Origin of the sequence: Acinetobacter lwoffii (assembly GCF_015602705.1) — a bacterium.
In the GTDB taxonomy this organism is placed as follows: domain Bacteria; phylum Pseudomonadota; class Gammaproteobacteria; order Pseudomonadales; family Moraxellaceae; genus Acinetobacter; species Acinetobacter lwoffii_E.
Window position 1 is genome coordinate 1,419,776 of the sequence record NZ_CP059081.1, and the last position, 18,030, is coordinate 1,437,805.

The 18,030-nt window shown below is 40.8% G+C and carries 16 protein-coding genes and 1 pseudogene; 11 read left to right on the forward strand and 6 right to left on the reverse strand.

Features of this window, described 5'->3' with window-relative positions:
- Positions 1-8 precede the first annotated feature (8 nt).
- The 6 genes from H0S56_RS06945 to H0S56_RS06970 all read left to right on the forward strand — a co-directional run bounded on the left by H0S56_RS06945 (position 9) and on the right by H0S56_RS06970 (position 5,622).
- Entirely contained in the window at positions 9-1,130 is a 1,122-nt protein-coding gene (locus tag H0S56_RS06945; protein WP_195725997.1) for a phosphotransferase family protein, read from the forward strand.
- Entirely contained in the window at positions 1,127-1,825 is a 699-nt protein-coding gene (locus H0S56_RS06950) for a histidine phosphatase family protein (RefSeq protein WP_071850090.1), read from the forward strand. The genes H0S56_RS06945 and H0S56_RS06950 overlap by 4 nt, the downstream gene beginning before the upstream one ends.
- Before the next feature lie 40 nt (positions 1,826-1,865).
- Positions 1,866-2,609, forward strand: a complete 744-nt coding sequence (locus H0S56_RS06955) for an SDR family oxidoreductase (RefSeq protein WP_195725998.1) — start codon at positions 1,866-1,868, stop codon at positions 2,607-2,609.
- A gap of 409 nt (positions 2,610-3,018) precedes the next feature.
- Positions 3,019-4,077: a fatty acid desaturase gene (locus tag H0S56_RS06960; protein ID WP_195725999.1), complete on the forward strand. Its 1,059-nt coding sequence runs from the start codon at positions 3,019-3,021 to the stop codon at positions 4,075-4,077.
- A gap of 217 nt (positions 4,078-4,294) precedes the next feature.
- A complete protein-coding gene (locus tag H0S56_RS06965) occupies positions 4,295-5,005 on the forward strand; it encodes an SGNH/GDSL hydrolase family protein (protein ID WP_004280437.1) in 711 nt (236 codons plus the stop codon).
- Positions 5,006-5,037: 32 nt separating this feature from the next.
- Positions 5,038-5,622, forward strand: a complete 585-nt coding sequence (locus H0S56_RS06970) for a uracil-DNA glycosylase family protein (RefSeq protein WP_195726000.1) — start codon at positions 5,038-5,040, stop codon at positions 5,620-5,622.
- A gap of 86 nt (positions 5,623-5,708) precedes the next feature.
- Here the strand turns inward: H0S56_RS06970 and H0S56_RS06975 are convergent, their stop codons facing one another.
- The 3 genes from H0S56_RS06975 to H0S56_RS06985 form a co-directional block, all read right to left on the reverse strand.
- On the reverse strand, positions 5,709-6,191 hold the full coding sequence (locus H0S56_RS06975; protein WP_195726001.1) for a pyridoxamine 5'-phosphate oxidase family protein: 483 nt from the start codon (positions 6,189-6,191) through the stop codon (positions 5,709-5,711).
- Between the two features lie 159 nt (positions 6,192-6,350).
- Positions 6,351-6,788, reverse strand: coding sequence for a hypothetical protein (locus H0S56_RS06980; protein ID WP_195726002.1), 438 nt, complete (start codon positions 6,786-6,788; stop codon positions 6,351-6,353).
- Positions 6,789-6,955: 167 nt separating this feature from the next.
- Complete coding sequence (locus H0S56_RS06985; RefSeq protein ID WP_180038459.1) at positions 6,956-8,512, reverse strand: phospholipase D family protein; 1,557 nt, start codon at positions 8,510-8,512, stop codon at positions 6,956-6,958.
- Between the two features lie 121 nt (positions 8,513-8,633).
- Here H0S56_RS06985 and H0S56_RS06990 point away from each other — a divergent pair, with 121 nt between their 5' ends.
- The 4 genes and pseudogenes from H0S56_RS06990 to H0S56_RS14315 all read left to right on the forward strand — a co-directional run.
- Positions 8,634-9,746, forward strand: coding sequence for an S-(hydroxymethyl)glutathione dehydrogenase/class III alcohol dehydrogenase (locus tag H0S56_RS06990; protein WP_191112250.1), 1,113 nt, complete (start codon positions 8,634-8,636; stop codon positions 9,744-9,746).
- Between the two features lie 209 nt (positions 9,747-9,955).
- A complete protein-coding gene (locus H0S56_RS06995; protein ID WP_004280428.1) occupies positions 9,956-10,486 on the forward strand; it encodes a hypothetical protein in 531 nt (176 codons plus the stop codon).
- 521 nt (positions 10,487-11,007) lie between these two features.
- Positions 11,008-12,057, forward strand: coding sequence for a 3-deoxy-7-phosphoheptulonate synthase (locus tag H0S56_RS07000; protein WP_004280427.1), 1,050 nt, complete (start codon positions 11,008-11,010; stop codon positions 12,055-12,057).
- Between the two features lie 295 nt (positions 12,058-12,352).
- Positions 12,353-12,496, forward strand: a pseudogene (locus H0S56_RS14315) (type IV pili twitching motility protein PilT); the annotation flags it as partial.
- A gap of 180 nt (positions 12,497-12,676) precedes the next feature.
- Here the strand turns inward: H0S56_RS14315 and H0S56_RS07005 are convergent.
- Both H0S56_RS07005 and H0S56_RS07010 read right to left on the reverse strand, forming a co-directional pair.
- Positions 12,677-14,011, reverse strand: coding sequence for an ISNCY family transposase (locus H0S56_RS07005; protein WP_004646891.1), 1,335 nt, complete (start codon positions 14,009-14,011; stop codon positions 12,677-12,679).
- 134 nt (positions 14,012-14,145) lie between these two features.
- Entirely contained in the window at positions 14,146-14,775 is a 630-nt protein-coding gene (locus H0S56_RS07010) for a hypothetical protein (RefSeq protein ID WP_195726003.1), read from the reverse strand.
- Positions 14,776-15,358: 583 nt separating this feature from the next.
- On the opposite strand from H0S56_RS07010, the gene H0S56_RS07015 reads away from it, so the two are divergent.
- On the forward strand, positions 15,359-16,555 hold the full coding sequence (locus tag H0S56_RS07015) for a PilT/PilU family type 4a pilus ATPase (RefSeq protein ID WP_195726004.1): 1,197 nt from the start codon (positions 15,359-15,361) through the stop codon (positions 16,553-16,555).
- An 81-nt stretch (positions 16,556-16,636) separates the two neighbouring features.
- Here the strand turns inward: H0S56_RS07015 and H0S56_RS07020 are convergent, their stop codons facing one another.
- Positions 16,637-17,812 carry an MFS transporter gene (locus H0S56_RS07020; RefSeq protein WP_195726005.1) on the reverse strand — a complete coding sequence of 392 codons (1,176 nt, stop codon included), beginning with the start codon at positions 17,810-17,812 and terminating at the stop codon, positions 16,637-16,639.
- Positions 17,813-18,030: the final 218 nt, after the last annotated feature.

Consider the following 18,030-nt stretch of genomic DNA (forward strand, 5'->3'; position numbering starts at 1 on the left):
GAAAAATTATGGCGGTTATTGATGTAGGTGGAGCAGTTCGTGCAGGTGAAGAACTGGATGTACAAGCCATCACCAATTGGCTAATTCAGCAAAATGTGAATGTTGAAGGCCCTGTGCAAGTGACCCAATATTCAGGCGGAGCTTCAAACTGGACCTACCGTTTACAGTATACCAATGCCGATCTAATTTTACGTCGTCCGCCGCAAGGTACCAAAGCCAAATCAGCCCATGATATGGCACGTGAATATCATGTACAAAAAGCCTTGTCTGAACATTATCCGGTGGTGCCTGAAATGGTGGCGCTTTGTCAGGATGAATCAGTGATTGGCTGTGATTTCTATGTCATGAAACGTCTGGAAGGAATTATCCCTCGCGCCAAAATACCACCTGAGCTGCAGCTTACTGAATCCGATATCCGGATTTTATGTATCAATGTGATTGATAAACTGATCGAACTGCATCAGGTGCCTTATCAAGGGACTGAACTTGAAAATCTCGGTAAGGGTGAAGGCTATTGTCGCCGCCAAGTAGAAGGCTGGGATGGCCGTTATGAAAAGGCCAAAACGCTTAATGTTCCATCCTTTAAATATGTACGCAACTGGCTTAAAGATAATATTCCTTCAGATTCTAAAACCTGTGTCATTCATAATGACTGGCGTTTTGATAATGTCATCTTGAATCCGGAAAATCCGACTGAAGTGATTGGCGTACTGGACTGGGAAATGGCCACCCTGGGTGATCCGCTGATGGACTTGGGTTCTGCTTTGGCTTATTGGGTAGAAGATACGGATAATGCCATTTTTAAAGCAACACGTCGCCAGCCGACCAATTTAAAAGGTATGTTTACCCGTAAAGAAGTGGTGGATTACTACTTGGGAAAAACCGGCCTGCAACCGGAAAACTGGGCGTTTTATGAGGTGTTCGGAATTTTCCGTCTCGCGGTGATTGCCCAGCAGATCTATTATCGTTATTACCATAAACAGACTAATAATCCAGCGTTCAAGGATTTTTGGGTGGTGATTCATGCCTTGCATATTCGTGCCTTAAAACTGATTGGCAAGCAAAAACTGGAAGCCAATGAGATTGCACAAAAGTATGTGCTTAAATTTAAAGAGATAATGCCAAAATGACAACCATTTACTTGATCCGGCATGGCCAGGCCTCTTTTGGCGCAGAAAGTTACGATCAACTTTCGCCCAACGGCGAGTTACAGGCAAAGCTTTTGGGTCGCTATTTTGACGAAATCCTGAAAGAAGCGCCTTATGTGGTGGCTGGTTCCATGCAACGCCATCAACAGACAGCGCAATTATCACTGGACAAATGTTTTCCGGAAAGTGAGATTCTGACCGATAGTGCCTGGAATGAATTTAATCATCAGCAGGTATTCGCCCGTTATGAGCCGCGCTTTAATCAGCCTGAATTGCTGAAACAGGATGTATCAGAACATGAAAATCCACGGGATTATCTGAGCAAGATTTTTAGCGGTGCCATTGCACGCTGGACTGGCGATGATTATCACCATGAATATGATGAATCTTGGCCAAGTTTCAAAGCACGCGTGGAAAGCGGCTTAGAAAATCTGTGTGACCAGTTGTCCAAAAGCCGACCACGCTATGCAGTAGTTTATACCTCAGGTGGGGTGATTTCTGTGGCTGTAGGCAAAATTTTGGGCCTTAGTCCGGAGAAAACCTTTGCTCTGAACTGGGCGATTACCAATACCAGTATCACGACACTACGTCTGGTGGGTAATGAACCGCAACTACTCAGTTTAAATGAACATCATTTTATTAAAGCACAGCGTCCAGACTTATTGACCTGGATTTAAAACCTAATACGCTAGAAAAATAAAGGAATAGGGTAAATACATGGCTAAAACAATTTTAATTACCGGTGCAAGTTCAGGGATCGGCGCCGGTATGGCACGTGAATTTGCGAAAAAAGGCTATAACCTGGCGATTTGTGCACGTCGTTTGGAGCGTCTGGAAATCTTAAAGCAGGAACTGGAAAGCCAATATGGCATCAAAGTCATTGCCAAAACACTAGATGTCACCGATTACGATCAAGTGTTTGAAGTGTTTCGTGCTTTTAAAGAAGACTTTGGCACCATTGACCGAGTTATTGTGAATGCTGGTGTCGGTGAGGGCCGCCGGATTGGTAAAGGTAATTTTGCTATCAATAAAGCCACGGTTGAAACCAACTTTATTTCGGCATTAGCACAATGTGAAGCTGCAGTTGAAATCTTCCGTGTACAAAACTCTGGCCATCTGGTGATGATTTCATCTATGAGTGCAATGCGCGGTATGCCAAAACATTTAACGGCTTATGGTGCAAGTAAGGCCGGCGTGGCTCATTTAGCGGAAGGCATTCGAGCTGAATTGATCAATACGCCAATAAAAGTGACCACCATTTTCCCAGGATATATTCGTACTGAAATTAATGAAGGGGCAAAAAAGCTACCTTTTGAAGTAGATGAAAAAACTGGTTCGCGTTTATTGGCAGCAGAAATTGAAAAAGCACCAGTTAAGGCTTATGTGCCGAAATGGCCTTGGTTGCCACTCGGTCTAGCCATGAAAGTATTACCACTTAAACTGGTGAACAAGTTAGGTTAAAAGCGCTCTTAGATCTATAAAAAGAGAAGCTAGAGCGCTTCTCTTTTTATTTTTTATGACAAACTGAGAAAAATTTCTGAATCAGTATTTTTTTCTAAAAAATGTATAGCTTGAATTTACAAAAAAGCGAAATTTTATAAATCCTAATATATTGATTATTAAAATAAAGTTTTAAATTATCAAAAATTATATTTTTATTTTATTGATGAATTTGCAATTAAATCAATTACTTTTAAATTTTTGTTTCATGAGAAAGACCATCTTTTACTTTTCCTAATTTTCGCCAATTTTAAGAACTTTTCCAAACTGTCCAAAACTTAGACATACTCACTCTAAAAGTGGAAAGATAACTTCTCTTTTTTAGAATTTCCTTTAATGTGCAACCGTTCAGAAATTAAAGGTTGTCCATATGTCTACATCTGCGGATATGACTGACCAGCAGCGAATCTCCAAGGTCAGAAGTATCGTTACCCAGGCCGGGGAAGAGGTGCGTGCTCGTTATCCCATACTCAAACATCAGAACTTTATAGGTGCGAGTATTTTAAGCTTTGCCTGGGCAGGCATGATTGCATGCGCGGTAGCATATGGAACAGGTTATCTCTCAGCATGGTTTACCATTCCCTTGATTGCGATTTTTGCGTCATTGACCCATGAATTGGAACATGACCTGATTCATTATATGTATTTCAAAAAAACACCTTGGGCACATCATCTGATGCTGGCACTGGTCTGGTTGGCACGTCCAAACACCATCAGTCCGTGGGCACGTCGTCGTTTACATTTGCATCATCATAAATATTCAGGCACTGAACATGACCTGGAAGAACGTGGCATCAGTAATGGTATGCCTTGGGGCATTCGCCGAATTCTGGTGATTAGTGACCAGTTGATGTCAGTGTATCTGCGTCCATTTCAGATGATTAAAATGATTCATCTTTTTCTGGAAAAACAGCCTGAAAAAGAACGTAAAATTGCCATGATTTCTCAGCTATTTGGCTTTTTACCTCTCAGCATTATTTACTATGGATTGTGCTACCTGTTTGTGGTCTTTCATGGTTTAAATGCAGTTTCACCGCTATTCGGTTATGAGATGCTCTGGTCGCAAGGCATTGTCGACGCGATGCCGATTGTAAATCTGCTGGCAGTCATCTGGGTGATTCCGAACTTTATCCGTTCTTTTAGCTTGCAGTTTGTCAGCTCAAATATGCATTACTATGGCGATATTGATCCACGTGATGTGATCAAACAAACCCAAGTGCTCAATCCATGGTGGATGGTTCCGTTCCAGTTATTCTGCTGTAATTTTGGTTCGACCCATGCGATTCATCATTTTGTGGTCAAAGAGCCATTTTATATCCGTCAACTGACGTCCAAAACGGCGCATAAAGTAATGAAAGAAGTGGGCGTGCGTTTTAATGATGTGGGAACTTTTAAGCGTATGAATCGCTGGAATGACTATAAAATCTAAGCTTTAATTTCCATAAGAAATCCCGTTTTTAAGCGGGATTTTTTTATATTTATCCTTGATGTTTTACCCAATGGCAAGATGTATAAGCCTGTATTTTGCAAGAATCCTATCTTAGTTAAATTTAGGTGAACATTCATTTAAAATGACTGTTGAGGAAATAGTTCAAAAGAATAAACTCAGGTAAAATTAAGTATATCCCTATATAAATTAGCCCGCTATGTTGCTGAAAGCCGCCACCATTGCCTTGATTCCTGCACTTGTCATTCAGGGTAATCGTGTCAAGAAAAATACCCTAAGACTGCCGGAACCTGAAGGTGCACGTGAAGGTCAAACCGGAACCGGCAACAAACTGTCTCTGCTGATTTTAGGGGATTCGGCAGCAGCAGGTGTAGGAGTAGAACATCAGGATGACGCATTACTGGGTGCAATTCTGCATGAACTGAAAGATGACTTTGAAATTGACTGGAAATTACAGGCCAAAACAGGCGATACCAGCTCAAAAGTAATTCATGCTTTGGACCAAATAGAAGTCCAGCACTATGATGTAATCGTCACGTCGGTTGGCGTCAATGATGTGACCAAACTGATACCTGTCGAGGTTTGGATTCAGAAACAGGAACAGCTTTATAGTAAAATTCAGCAAAAATTTAGTCCGAAACTGATCATTGCTGCCGGTGTGCCGCCAATGAATATGTTTCCGGCGCTACCGAATCCTTTAGCCTGGCTATTTGGCCAGTATGCTAAACAGATGAACCAGCAACTAGAAAATTTTGTGAATCAGCAAGTGAATATGCAATGGATTGAATACGATATTGAGAAGTATCGTGCCATGAATTTACAAATGGCTGCAGATGGTTTTCATCCGAGTAAGGAAGTTTATACACTTTGGGGACAAGAAGTAGCTGGCAAGATTCGGAAGACCTTCTAAAATAGTTGAAATCTCTCAATTTAGTTAATTCTATGTCTGATATTGAAACGCATCCGCTACCGCCATTTTTACCGCCCAATGCCAAATTACTGATGTTGGGTAGTTTTCCGCCACCTGCCACACGCTGGAAAATGAACTTTTATTATCCAAACTATCAAAATGATATGTGGCGGATTTTTGGACTGATTTTCTTTGAAAATAAAGATTACTTTTTAGATCTACCCAATAAAAAATTTCAGGAACAATTGATCCGGGAGTTTTTAACAGAAACGGGGATTGCGATTTTTGATAGTGGCTATCAGATCCGGCGTTTAAAGGGCAATGCTTCAGACAAATTTTTGGAAATTGTAGTACCTACCAATATTGAGCAACTACTCAGCCAAATGCCGCAGTGCAATCATATTATGACCACAGGCGACAAGGCCACAGATACCATGATGCTGTCTATGCCTGAAGGGACTTTAAAGCCGAGTATTGGGCAACCAAGTCAGGCTTATTTTGTCGGACGTGATCTGCATTTATATCGCATGCCTTCATCTTCTCGAGCATATCCGGTTTCTCTAGAGAAAAAAGCCGAAAGTTACCGATTGATGTTTGAACATGTGGGTCTAGTTTAATATTTAATCCAATAATCAGATAAAATGGTTAAAGAGGTTTTAGGCTACAGACAAGACATAAACTTACTATTTGTAAGTTATTGGCTTTATTTATTCATATTTGGATATTCGACCCAGCGATAGCTATTGATCTTAATCTCCCGGACATGATGAAAGCTTGACCAGATTAACTGGCTACCTTTGGTCCATTTTAAAGCTCGAATACGCGAATCCACCTGCTGTATTTCCTCAGGTGAGGCCGGACGTAAAGGCTCAATTTCTGCATATAAGCGTACTCCTGGATAACGCTTAAATTTACCTTTAAGCAACGCATGAAACCAAAACGTTTTGCTACTGTTCACAGCCTGTATGCAGGCCATCGGCTGATGCTGCAAATTCTCAGAAAAAGTAGTGGAATAAGTATCAAAAAAGAAACCCGTACTGGTCTTTTTGTTGAGGAATACGGTTCCGATCGGAGTAATACTAGGAAAGCCTTTGGAGTTGACTGTTGCAATAGAGCCATGCATGGCGGCCCGTTGTGCATCAGCGACCACCTGGCGAATCTGTTGCCATTCATTATCAGAAATCATGCCTTGATTCTCTTATTATTTTTATAAATTTTATAACAAGTTACCCAGCTCGGCATTGCCTGAAAAAACTGAAGCTACGGCAGTTTGATCAATCTAAATCGTTATTCAGATTATAAAAAAGAGCCCCATAGGCTCTTTAAAAAATGCAAAACTCGGCGATTAGCCATCGTATTCGACATAATCCCATAAGTTTAAACGTGCTTTAATTTCCTGACGGATCTCGGGCAACATCGGCAAAAGAGTGCCATCAATCCATAAGCTCAATGCTTGGGCAGAGAGTACTTGCTGCAGTTCATCGACCAGTTGTGCACCTTTCAACATAATACCGGTCTCATCAGTGGCTTCGGTTTCTACACCTTTAAATAAAACCTGTAATTCATAACTACTATCCTGAATCAGCCATTCCAGTTCAAGTTGAATATTTTCACTGGATTTCAAAACTACCTGTCCCTCGACCGTATCGGAGTCGGACAGACAGTCATGTTCCACCCGAATTTTGGCCAAATACCATTCTTGCTGGGATAAATCATGGAGAGTTTTTACAGGCGTCAGAATATCACTGAACTTAAACTGACGGCTTAAATCAAAAAATTGCATGGGAGTGGAGGGCGAACAATCGCAAAATACGAGAAAAGTGTAATTCTAAAGTAAGCGCAATCGACTGTAAAACCTTTTAAAAGATGATCGGACTAAGTTAGGTTAATCGGCTATTCTCGAAATACGGGCTTTTCATAGCATGTAATTTTAAGGTCATTCCAATGTCATTACATTAACCATTCACCGGGAAATTTCGTCACCAGATTCATCATAAAACGCTGGAATTTTGTAGTTTCCGGATCATGTGAATGTTGAATGCTACGGCCATCTTTTTGATGTTCCAGCCAAATCATTTCATTTTTTTCGTTCAGTTTAAGTTGATAAGCCACGCGTGGTAAGTACTGATCCATCGCACTGGTGATTTCCTTCTGAAAATCTTCCGATTCAATGACCAGACCGACTTCGGTATTCAGATAGGCTGAACGCGGATCAAAATTAAATGAACCGACAAACACCATGCCATCCAGATCAAAAAATTTGGCATGCAAACTGGAGCTATTTTTGTTTTTAGCCGGGATGATGTCTCCAGTCATAATTTCATACCAGGTCCGTTCCGGACGGACAATGTAGGGTTTAAATTCCCAGAGTTCGATGCCACTTTTCAATAATTGCTGACGATATTGCTGATAATAGGCATGCACCGCAGCCACATCATTGGCCTGAAAAGAGTTGGTCAGGATTCTGATTTTCACACCTTGTTGCGCACGGCGGGTTAAATAGTCGGCCCCTTTTTGCGTGGGAATAAAGTACGAGGACACCAGTTCCAGATGTTTTTTTGGCTCACCCATCAGTTCGAGCATATGGGTATAAATATAATCGCCATTTTTGGCATGGGGGCGTGCTTTTGCGGGACTATCCGCAACAAAATAAGCCGGCGCCCAGTGAATGGGTTGTTTTTTTAAGTGTTGTTCGACTTGTTTCTCGGCAATGCCCACCCGGCGTTTGAGTTCAGTTTCGTCAACATCTTCTCGTTCAAATTCAGTTCTAAGCCTTTTAAGCATTTCAGGATGGCCGGCATCATTCAAGATCTGTCGAACGTCATAACTCAGATCATCATTCCAGAAGTTAATAAAGGTCTGATTGGCATCTGTTACGCTTTGCCCTGCGAAGAATATATCCACATCGGTGAACTGAAAATCTTCACTGGCATCAAAATATTCACTACTGATATTGCGGCCGCCGGTCACGGCTGCAGTGCCATCCGCAATGATCAATTTATTGTGCATGCGATGATTGACCTTTTTCATCCGGAAGCCATAATCCAGCGCACGTAAATGACGAAATTTATAGGGATTAAAAATCCGAACTTCAAAATTTGGATGTTGGCTTAGAGCAAGAAGCTTGTCATCAAGCTGGGTACCATTTTGATCGTCAATCTGAACCCGTACTTTGACACCGCGATCGGCGGCTTTAAGTAATTGGGACAAGATCATATTGCCAATATAATCATCCTTCCAAATGTAATATTGTAGATCCAGATGATATTTAGCTTTGTTAATCAGGTGCAGACGTGCTGCCATACTCATAAAGCCATCATAGAGCGGCAAGAAAGCCGTTTTACCGCTATTAATTTGCTGTTTTGAAAGTTGATTGTCGATCCAGTGCGCAGGTCGAACCGGCGTAATTTTCGCTTCTTCAGCAGTGTTGGGAGCCAGTTCACAGCCAGAAAGCATGATGCTAAAAGTAAAAATGCTCAAACATACAAAGGGCGAAGGTTTAGTCATTGATGTTCCATTAATTATAGGATCTTTTATTCCTTATCTGGTGATGTTAATAGTTGAATCTCCGAATAGAAAGAGGTTACTGTTAGTCATCTGTAAATCAGTAAAAAAAGGACAGTTTTACATGAAATCACGTGCAGCAGTTGCGTTTGGTCCAGGTCAGCCATTAGAAATTGTAGAAGTGGATGTTGCTCCACCAAAAGCAGGTGAAGTACTGGTAAAAATTAGCCATACAGGCGTGTGTCATACTGATGCATTTACCTTGTCTGGTGAAGATCCTGAAGGTGTATTTCCTGCAATCCTGGGTCATGAAGGTGCGGGTGTGGTCGTTGAAGTCGGTGAAGGGGTCACTAGCCTGAAACCGGGCGATCACGTGATTCCGCTTTATACTGCTGAGTGCGGAGAATGCTTGTTCTGTAAGTCAGGTAAGACCAACCTGTGTGTTGCTGTGCGTGAGACCCAGGGTAAAGGCGTAATGCCAGATGGTACGACCCGTTTCTCTTATAATGGCGAGCCGATCTATCACTATATGGGTTGTTCAACTTTTTCTGAATATACCGTGGTTGCTGAAGTTTCTCTGGCAAAAATTAATCCTGAAGCCAACCATGAGCATGTTTGTCTGCTGGGTTGTGGTGTGACGACCGGTATTGGCGCGGTACATAACACGGCTAAAGTGCAGGAAGGTGACAGTGTTGCGGTATTTGGTTTAGGCGGTATTGGTCTTGCTGTGGTACAAGGCGCACGTCAGGCTAAAGCAGGCCGTATCATTGTGATTGATACCAATCCGGATAAATTTGAGCTGGCAAAACAGTTTGGTGCGACCGATTTCCTTAATCCAAAAGACTATGATCAGCCGATCCAGCAAGTGATTGTTGAAATGACCGGTTGGGGTGTAGACCATTCATTCGAATGTATCGGTAATGTAGATGTGATGCGTTCAGCACTAGAATGTGCGCATCGTGGCTGGGGTCAGTCGGTGATTATTGGAGTAGCCGGAGCAGGTAAAGAAATTTCAACGCGTCCATTCCAGCTAGTCACAGGTCGTAAATGGATGGGTACTGCATTTGGTGGAGTGAAAGGTCGTTCACAATTGCCGGGAATGGTAGAGCAATCGATGAAAGGTGAAATTCAGCTTGAACCTTTTGTGACTCATACCATGCCATTAGATCAGATCAATGAAGCTTTTGACCTGATGCATGAAGGCAAGTCAATCCGTACCGTGATTCATTTTGACTAATCTTTTTCAATTTTAAGAAAGACCGGTATCGAACCGGTCTTTTTTATGCGGCTCTCACTTGATTCAGGATACATTAGTGCATGAAAGCCTCACAGAGCGTCACTGAAACAACACACGCCTGCTAATGTCATTACATGCCAGATGCTTATATTAAATAGAACGTATGCAAATGCGTGCTAAAACCATTTTAAAGAATAAGGATAAGCTCTATGTCGAATGATAATTTTGATCGTGATGTAATTAAGAATGCGCCTAAAGATGTCCGTGATGATTTAAATGCCGATCCAATTACTGGTGAACCTGGCGCACATCCTGTAGGTACAGGTGTAGGTGCTGCAGGTGGCGCAGCTGCAGGTGCAGCCATTGGTGCTGCAGGCGGGCCAGTGGGTGTCGCTGTCGGTGGTGTAGTTGGTGCTGTTGTTGGTGGTCTGGCAGGTAAAGGTGTAGGCGAAGCTATAAATCCAACAGAAGAGCAAGCTTACTGGCGTGATAATTCGATCAATACGCCATATTATTCAGATGCTCGTACCACCTATAGCGATCTGGATTATGACCGTGATTATGATACGGCCTATCGAGTTGGTTATGAAAACCGTGGCAGCTATGATGCCCATACCCGTTTTGAAGACGTAGAACCTGATTTGAGACTGAAATGGGAACAAATGAAAGGCGAATCACGTTTAAACTGGGAACAGGCTAAATTTGCAGTGCGTGATGCCTGGAATCGTGTTTCACGTTAATTTTTAATCTTTGGATTAAACTGAATTTTCTTTGGTAAAACCTGCGAAAGGTTTGTGGGTTTTACCACTTTTAGTGATACATCTCACGGTTTTATGAATCGATAAATAAAACTAGAAAAGTTAATAAATATTTTTTTATATTTAATACTTGTCAAATGCTCACAGAGCGCGTATTTTAATTTCAGAATCACATTTTATGAAAGACATAACATGTTAAAGCAACCTATCATTTCAAACGCATATTTTTATTTCTGGCAGTTTAGCTAATTGCCTGAACGCGTTTGGGCAATGAAAAGGTTGCCCACCAGTTTATACCTGATCGGCAACCCTGATCAGGTTTTTTTATGCCTTTCATTTTTTACAATATTTTGGAGACAGCCATGACAAACTTTAACTATTCATACTTTAACAACTTTTATTGGTCTTATTTTAGTCAGCTAATGACACTCACAACACCTTCGATTAGACCCATAACGCTCAAATAAAAGTTTGGACTGATTGCCAGTCCCAGGATTAAAGTCATGAATAGCTCAAATACATCACAACAACATCATGCTGAAAGCATTCTAATTTTACCTCAGCAGCTTAAGCAGCAATTGCCACTGTCTCCGCAATTGGCCAGCCAGGTCGCTGAACATCGTCAAACCATTCAAAATATATTAGAAGGCAAGGATCATCGTTTGATGGTGGTCACAGGCCCATGTTCCATTCATGATGAAGCTTCCGCGCTAGACTATGCAGAAAAATTAAAACAGCTTCAGTCACAGCTATCTGATCAGATTTTCCTGGTGATGCGTGCTTATATCGAAAAACCACGGACTACCGTAGGCTGGAAAGGTTTCCTTTACGATCCAAATCTGGATGGTTCATCCAATATGCAATTGGGACTGGAAAAATCCCGTAGCTTATACCTCAAAATCATTGCAATGGGTCTGCCGATTGCCTCTGAAATTCTTAGCCCGATGGCAACCGCTTATTTCGATGATCTACTGGCTTGGGGTGCGATTGGCGCACGTACCAGCGAATCGCAAATTCATCGCGAAATTTCCAGCCATATGCCGTACAGCATCGGTTTCAAAAATGGTACTGATGGTTCGATCCAGATTGCACTAGATGCCATCCAGTCTGCCTCTCATCCGCATCAATTCTTGGGGATGAGCCAGTCTGGTTTACCATGTATTTTACACTCGCAAGGTAATCCGAAAGCACATTTGATTTTACGTGGCTCGAATAGCGGACCAAATTACCAATTGTCAGAAATTGAGAAAATCCGGGCCAAACATCAGATCGACTTACCGGCATTGGTAATTGACTGTAGTCATGGCAATAGCTCAAAAAATCCGATGCTGCAGCTTGAAGTACTGGAGCAGATCGTGGCAGAACGCTTACAGACCAATGTTCGTGGTGTAATGCTAGAAAGTCATCTTGTTGACGGGAATCAAAAAATTTCTGAGCAAATGACTTATGGTCAGTCAGTCACTGATGGATGTCTGGGCTGGAAAAAAACCGAACAACTATTGTTAAATATGACTGACTCACTACGACTCGAAGGTTTGAAGCGTAGTGCTTAAAACTGAAAGATGTCTTTCCTCAATTGATTGGGGAAAGACAGAATCGGATGAAGCTGATCACCGCATCTACCTGATGCTTAAAGCAGCTCATCACAGCGTTTGAAAATAAAAATAATGATTAGAACGATTTTATAAATTGAATAAAAATAATTAAATTAAAAAATAAACAATAACAATAATTTATTAGAGGTCTTGCTCCTGCTCATTCTATACGGCTGACCAGTCATGATCTCAGGAATCTCGATATGTATACAACAGAATTGCTTGATGAAGCACGTAAATTTATGCACCATATGCTGAGCGTAATGCGGACTCCAATAATGAACTGCGCTTGCAAATCAAATTGAAAAGTAATCGTCTTAACCCAGTTTTGCAGGCGGAAAGTACTCAAATATCTATGCTTGAGCAGTCTAGATCACGCACACTTTCTACCGATTAATACTGAGGATCTGGGCAACGCATAATTTGGCTAAAAACGTATGGCCAATGTCACTTTTAATGTTAGGTGGCATAATCAATGCCAGAGTCTGAAAGCGGATATTTCTATTTTGGACTTACAACACTGTGTTATTCACCAATTAAAATGTCTATGCGATAAACCATTTAAAATGTCCTGTTTTTAACCACAAGAGTCAAGCACAGGATTTAACTTTCTTTGTTCAATAACAGCTTTCTGAGCTTTACAACTCGGCATACTTTTCTTGAGACGGGAACGTTTATTCTGTTTTTCCAACTCTTCATGCTGTTGCTGAATATGTGCCAGAACTGTACCTAACCGTTTATTCTCAACGATCTCATTCTGCTGTAGCCCAGCTAATTTATTGAAAATGCTGTAGTTGAGCTTTCGTCCCTCGTGCATGAGGGCCACAGTCCCATCCGGGTACTCCAGAAATGAAATATATTGCCCAACAAGCTTATGATTCAGCTCTGTCGGTTCAAGCAGATAAATACATTTGTCATAGGTCAGGGTCAGATTCTTGGTGACCTTACGCAGTTCCTGCCAGGTAAAAATATCATCCAGTTCAAGATGAGATTCGGTTAATGGCCGATGTAAATTCTTTGAGTCTCGCGCACACTTGGCAAACTTCTGATTGAAATGCTCAATAAAGCAGGGCAGCCAGGCATTTGCCTCGGCAATTGAACAGATACCTTCTAGGCGCATTTCCTTGATCAGGCGATCCTGGAGTGTTCTATTGGCACGTTCCACACGGCCTTTGGCCTGGGGTGAGTTGGCGAAGATAATATCAATATTTAACTCATTCAGAATCCGCCCAAATTGCGTGATCTGGCTATCTTGGCTCGATTTCTGATTCACTCGGAATACCGAGTGTTTATCGCTATAAAACGCTAAAGGCTTGCCGTATTGCTCAATGTAGGCTCGGGTTGAAAGCATATAATCAAAGGTCGTTTCAGCCTCACAAAAGCGCAGATGCAACAGCTTTCCAGTGGCGTCATCGATATAAACTAGCAAGCAGCATTTGGAAGCTCGACCTTCAAACCAGTCATGATATGAGCCATCGATCTGGATCAGCTCACCGAAGCAATCACGGTTGTATCGAGGCTGATATGGACGTTTCAGGCGCTTGGATCGAGGAATCCAGAGGTCATTTGCAGTCATCCAGCGACGAACCGTTTCTACCGGGATATGCAGGCCAAACATGCTGCTGAGCTTCTCATGAGCCAATGTAGGACCAAAGCCAAGTAAATGTTCAGAAATAATGGAAAGACATTCTGATTTTAACAGGACGTCATGGCGACGATGACCCGGTTGACCACGACTGGCATGTGCCATACCTGAGACACCATCTTGATTGAGCTTCTGCAATAACCGGGTAATTTGACGGGTGGAAAGATTCAGGATTTCAGCAGCACGGACCTGGGTAATACGATGATCTCTAACGTCTTGCAGAACTGCAAGACGTTGAATTTCTTTATCGGACATAGTGATCAGCATCTATATTTTATATCCAGTCCATGGTGATAAAAACCATCATAAACCAGACATTTTTATTGGTGAGAATATAGACACTTTAAATGGGTTCTAACAAGGGCCTTTCGTATAATCGCCATTATGTTAAATGAAAGGCTTTATAAACTACTAATTTTAAAGTCTTCTAATGTTTTGCCTTTTTCATTTAATAAATTATGAACAAACTCAGGATCCAACTTGAGCATAAGATCAATAGCATCATGTATTTTCCAAAAATGTAGTTTAGGATGATCAATTATTTGAGTTAAATGATTTTTTATCAAAGGAATATATTCACTATATTTATACTTTTCAATTACCCAAAATACACCTGCGATATCAAATGGTTGAATGTTAGATTTTTCGATAATTTTTTGTATAGGAGGGAATATTTTACTTCTAGCCTGCTCACTAAATCCTAAGTCAGCTTGGGTTGCCCAATAGCTGACAAAAGCGCGAAGTACATGCTGCAGTGTATCATCATAACCATGTAAACGATGATCTATATAACCGTCTAATTTATTCTCATTTAATAAATTTACTAATACATCAAAACCAGATGACTGTCCCCAATGAGTCAAAAGTTTTGCTGCTTCAAAGACAGTATTTTCATCAGAAGAATTTAATAAATTTATGACTTTTTCTATACGATCTTCAGGAATATCTTCTAGATCTAAATCGGTTGCATCACATGCGTAATCTGCATGAGTAGGAACGTCATGCAGTAATACAGAAATTTCTTTATTCATTAAGCCACTCATTAATAATTATCTTAAGATTTCCTAAAATTAACATAATACACCTTATACGAAATTCTCTATTTTATTTTATATAAATCATATTTTTATAGTCAAATAAAAAGCCTAACTTAGCTGAATCGGGCTTTTTTAATAATTTACCAAGTTTCACGCCTGTTATTTGAGCAAAGTTCCACGATTTTGTTCAATTTTCATAAACATTATCCTATTTTTCATAATTCATTATTACATCTAATAGAACCGAAATTGGTACATAAAAAATAGGGGAGTTGGTAATCATAAAGAAAGAAAAATAACATTCTATATGTCGCAAATGACAAATAATGAATCGTCTAACAGAATTCAACCTTTAAAATTACAATCCTATTTTTTTTGGCAGAGTTGCTTTAAAAAGCTTGAATACTTCTACTTAATTTAATTTTTATTGAAGTAGGTCACATAAATATTAAAAAATATTTTCTTTATAAATCAAATATATTTGAGCATATTTATAAAACGCTGCACAATGAAATTAAAATATTTGGCATAAATCTAAGATTGAGATTTGTGCAGTTGTGCATTTCCGGGGGAAAAGATGTTCACGGCAGAATTGTTGGACGAAGCAAAAAAATTCATGCATCACATGCTGACCAAGGTGGTGGAATATGGCGGTTCAGATTTATTTATTACGGCTGATTTTCCACCGAGTATTAAACATCAAGGCTTAATGAAACCTTTTGGACAGCAGGAACTCACAGCTGAAAAAACCAAGCTGTTTGCCTACAGTCTGATGAATGATAAACAGCGTAAAGAATTTGAAACTGAACTTGAGTGCAATTTTGCCATCACCGTGCCAGGTGTTTCCCGTTTTCGGGTCAATGTGTTTGTACAACAACTTAATGTCGGTATGGTAATTCGTACCATTACTGCAGAAATTCCAAATTTCCAGAAGCTGAAATTACCGGAATCTCTGAAACATGTGATTATGGAAAAACGTGGACTGGTATTGGTAGTCGGAGGAACAGGTTCCGGTAAATCAACTTCACTCGCAGCCATGATTGACTATCGAAATGAAAATTCAGCCGGGCATATCATTACCGTAGAAGATCCGGTTGAATATGTGCACAAGCATAAAAAATCCATGATTACTCATCGTGAAGTCGGAGTGGACTGCCATTCCTGGCATAATGCGCTGAAAAATACCTTGCGTCAGGCTCCGGATGTAATTCTGATCGGGGAAATTCGCGATACTGAAACTATGGAACATGCGATTGCTTTTGCGGAAACTGGCCATTTGTGTTTGGGAACTCTGCATTCCAATAATGCCAACCAGACTTTGGATCGGATTATCAACTTCTTCCCTGAAGAACGCCGGAATCAGTTATTGATGGATTTGTCTTCAAATATGAAGGCAATTATTTCACAGCGTCTGATTCGGACTCAAGATGGTAAAGGCCGTCGGGCAGCGATTGAAATCATGCTGAATACGCCTTTGATTTCCGACCTGATCCTGAAAGGCGAGTTTCATGAGCTGAAAGCCATTATGGCTAAATCCCGTGAACTGGGCATGCAGACCTTTGACCAGGCCTTATTTGACCTGTATAACCAGGGTGAAATTTCTTATGAAGAAGCCTTGCGCAATGCCGATTCGACCAATGAACTGCGCTTACAAATCAAGCTGAAAAGTAACCGACAGGACACTACCGTAGCCACAGAGGCAACCCAATTCACCATGATGCAAGAGCCAAAAGCGGAAGAGAAACAAGCAGAGAATACTTCGGTGTCAGAATAAATATTTGCTCAAAAAATCACAGGCAGAATTTTCTGCCTGTTTTTTATTGATCTTATTTATTATTCGATTCAATCCATAAAACTAGACGGTTTTACGTTGCACCACCAGCTTAAAATAAACAATACTGCTTAAGGTTAAAATACCGCATAGCATAAAAGCAAACTGATAACTGTAAGCTGCAATGATGGCACCAATCAGTAGTGAACCGATGGCAATACCCAGGTCATAAAACGTATAAAAAGTTGAAGTTGCATAGCCAATTCGATGCTTGGGCGCACATTGAATCGCCAAAGTTTGAATACACGGCTGCACACTACCAAAGCCCACACCAACCATGACTGCAGCCAGCATAAATCCCCATAAGCTCTGAATCTGGCTCAGTAAAAATAAACCCGAACTAAAAGCCAGCAATGCCGGATAAATCACATATTGCGGGCCTTTACGATCATAAATCTTTCCGGTGATCGGCCGTAAGCTCATCATGGAAATCGCAAAAACCACAAAGAATAAACCTGCATAGGCCATTAAATCCTTGCTGGCTGCGAAGGGTGCGATAAAAGACATGATGCTCGCATAAGAAAAAGAAATCAGCATGGCCAATACTGCGACAGGCAGCACTTTCTTTTCCACAAAATCTGTCAGCTCAAGCGAGGTTTTCTTATTAGTATTTTTGATGATTTTTTCAGGTTCTTTGACCGGAATCAAAAAACAGAAGGCAAATCCGATAAAAACCAAGACGATCAATAGCATACTGACCTGAAAATAAGACCAGTATTCCATCAGGCTTAGACCTATTAACGGACCTAAGACAATCCCCAGATTAACCGACATGACAAAATAGCCCATGCCTTCACCTTTACGCTGCTCCGGAATAAACTGGTTCACAACAGGCACGCAAACTGTGGTCAAGATACTGAACCAGATGCCATGTAAGAAACGGATGATAAACAGAATCGTGACTTGATCTGCCAACAGATAAGTAAGTGAAAACAGGCTAAAGAACACTTCAGAAATAATCAGGGTTCTACGTACCCCAAATTTTTCGATAATTAAACCGCTAAAAGGTCGCACAGCAATGGCAGACACCATAAACAAGGTCATGGCCAGCCCCGCCTGGGTCAGGTTGCCGCCTAATTCTTTTAAGATATAAATCGGCAAAATTGTAGTTTGTGCAAAATAGAAAATAAATAAAAACAGATTGTTGGCCAGACAAAGGATAAATGACTTGGTCCATAATAGCGCTGCAATGGCGTTCATGATTTTCCTAAAATGATATGCTGTAAGACGCTGGGCTCAGCATGGGAAATTATTGTTATAAATAAGCGCGACCTATTCAGGAGCGAAATGGATATGAGCAAGACTTTAGGAAAAATAAGTGAAAAATAAGTGAAAAATACAATGATATTTCATGATAAATGCATGAAATTTAATTTGAACTGGGAAATACAACGATTAATCTTTAATAAAAAAATCAG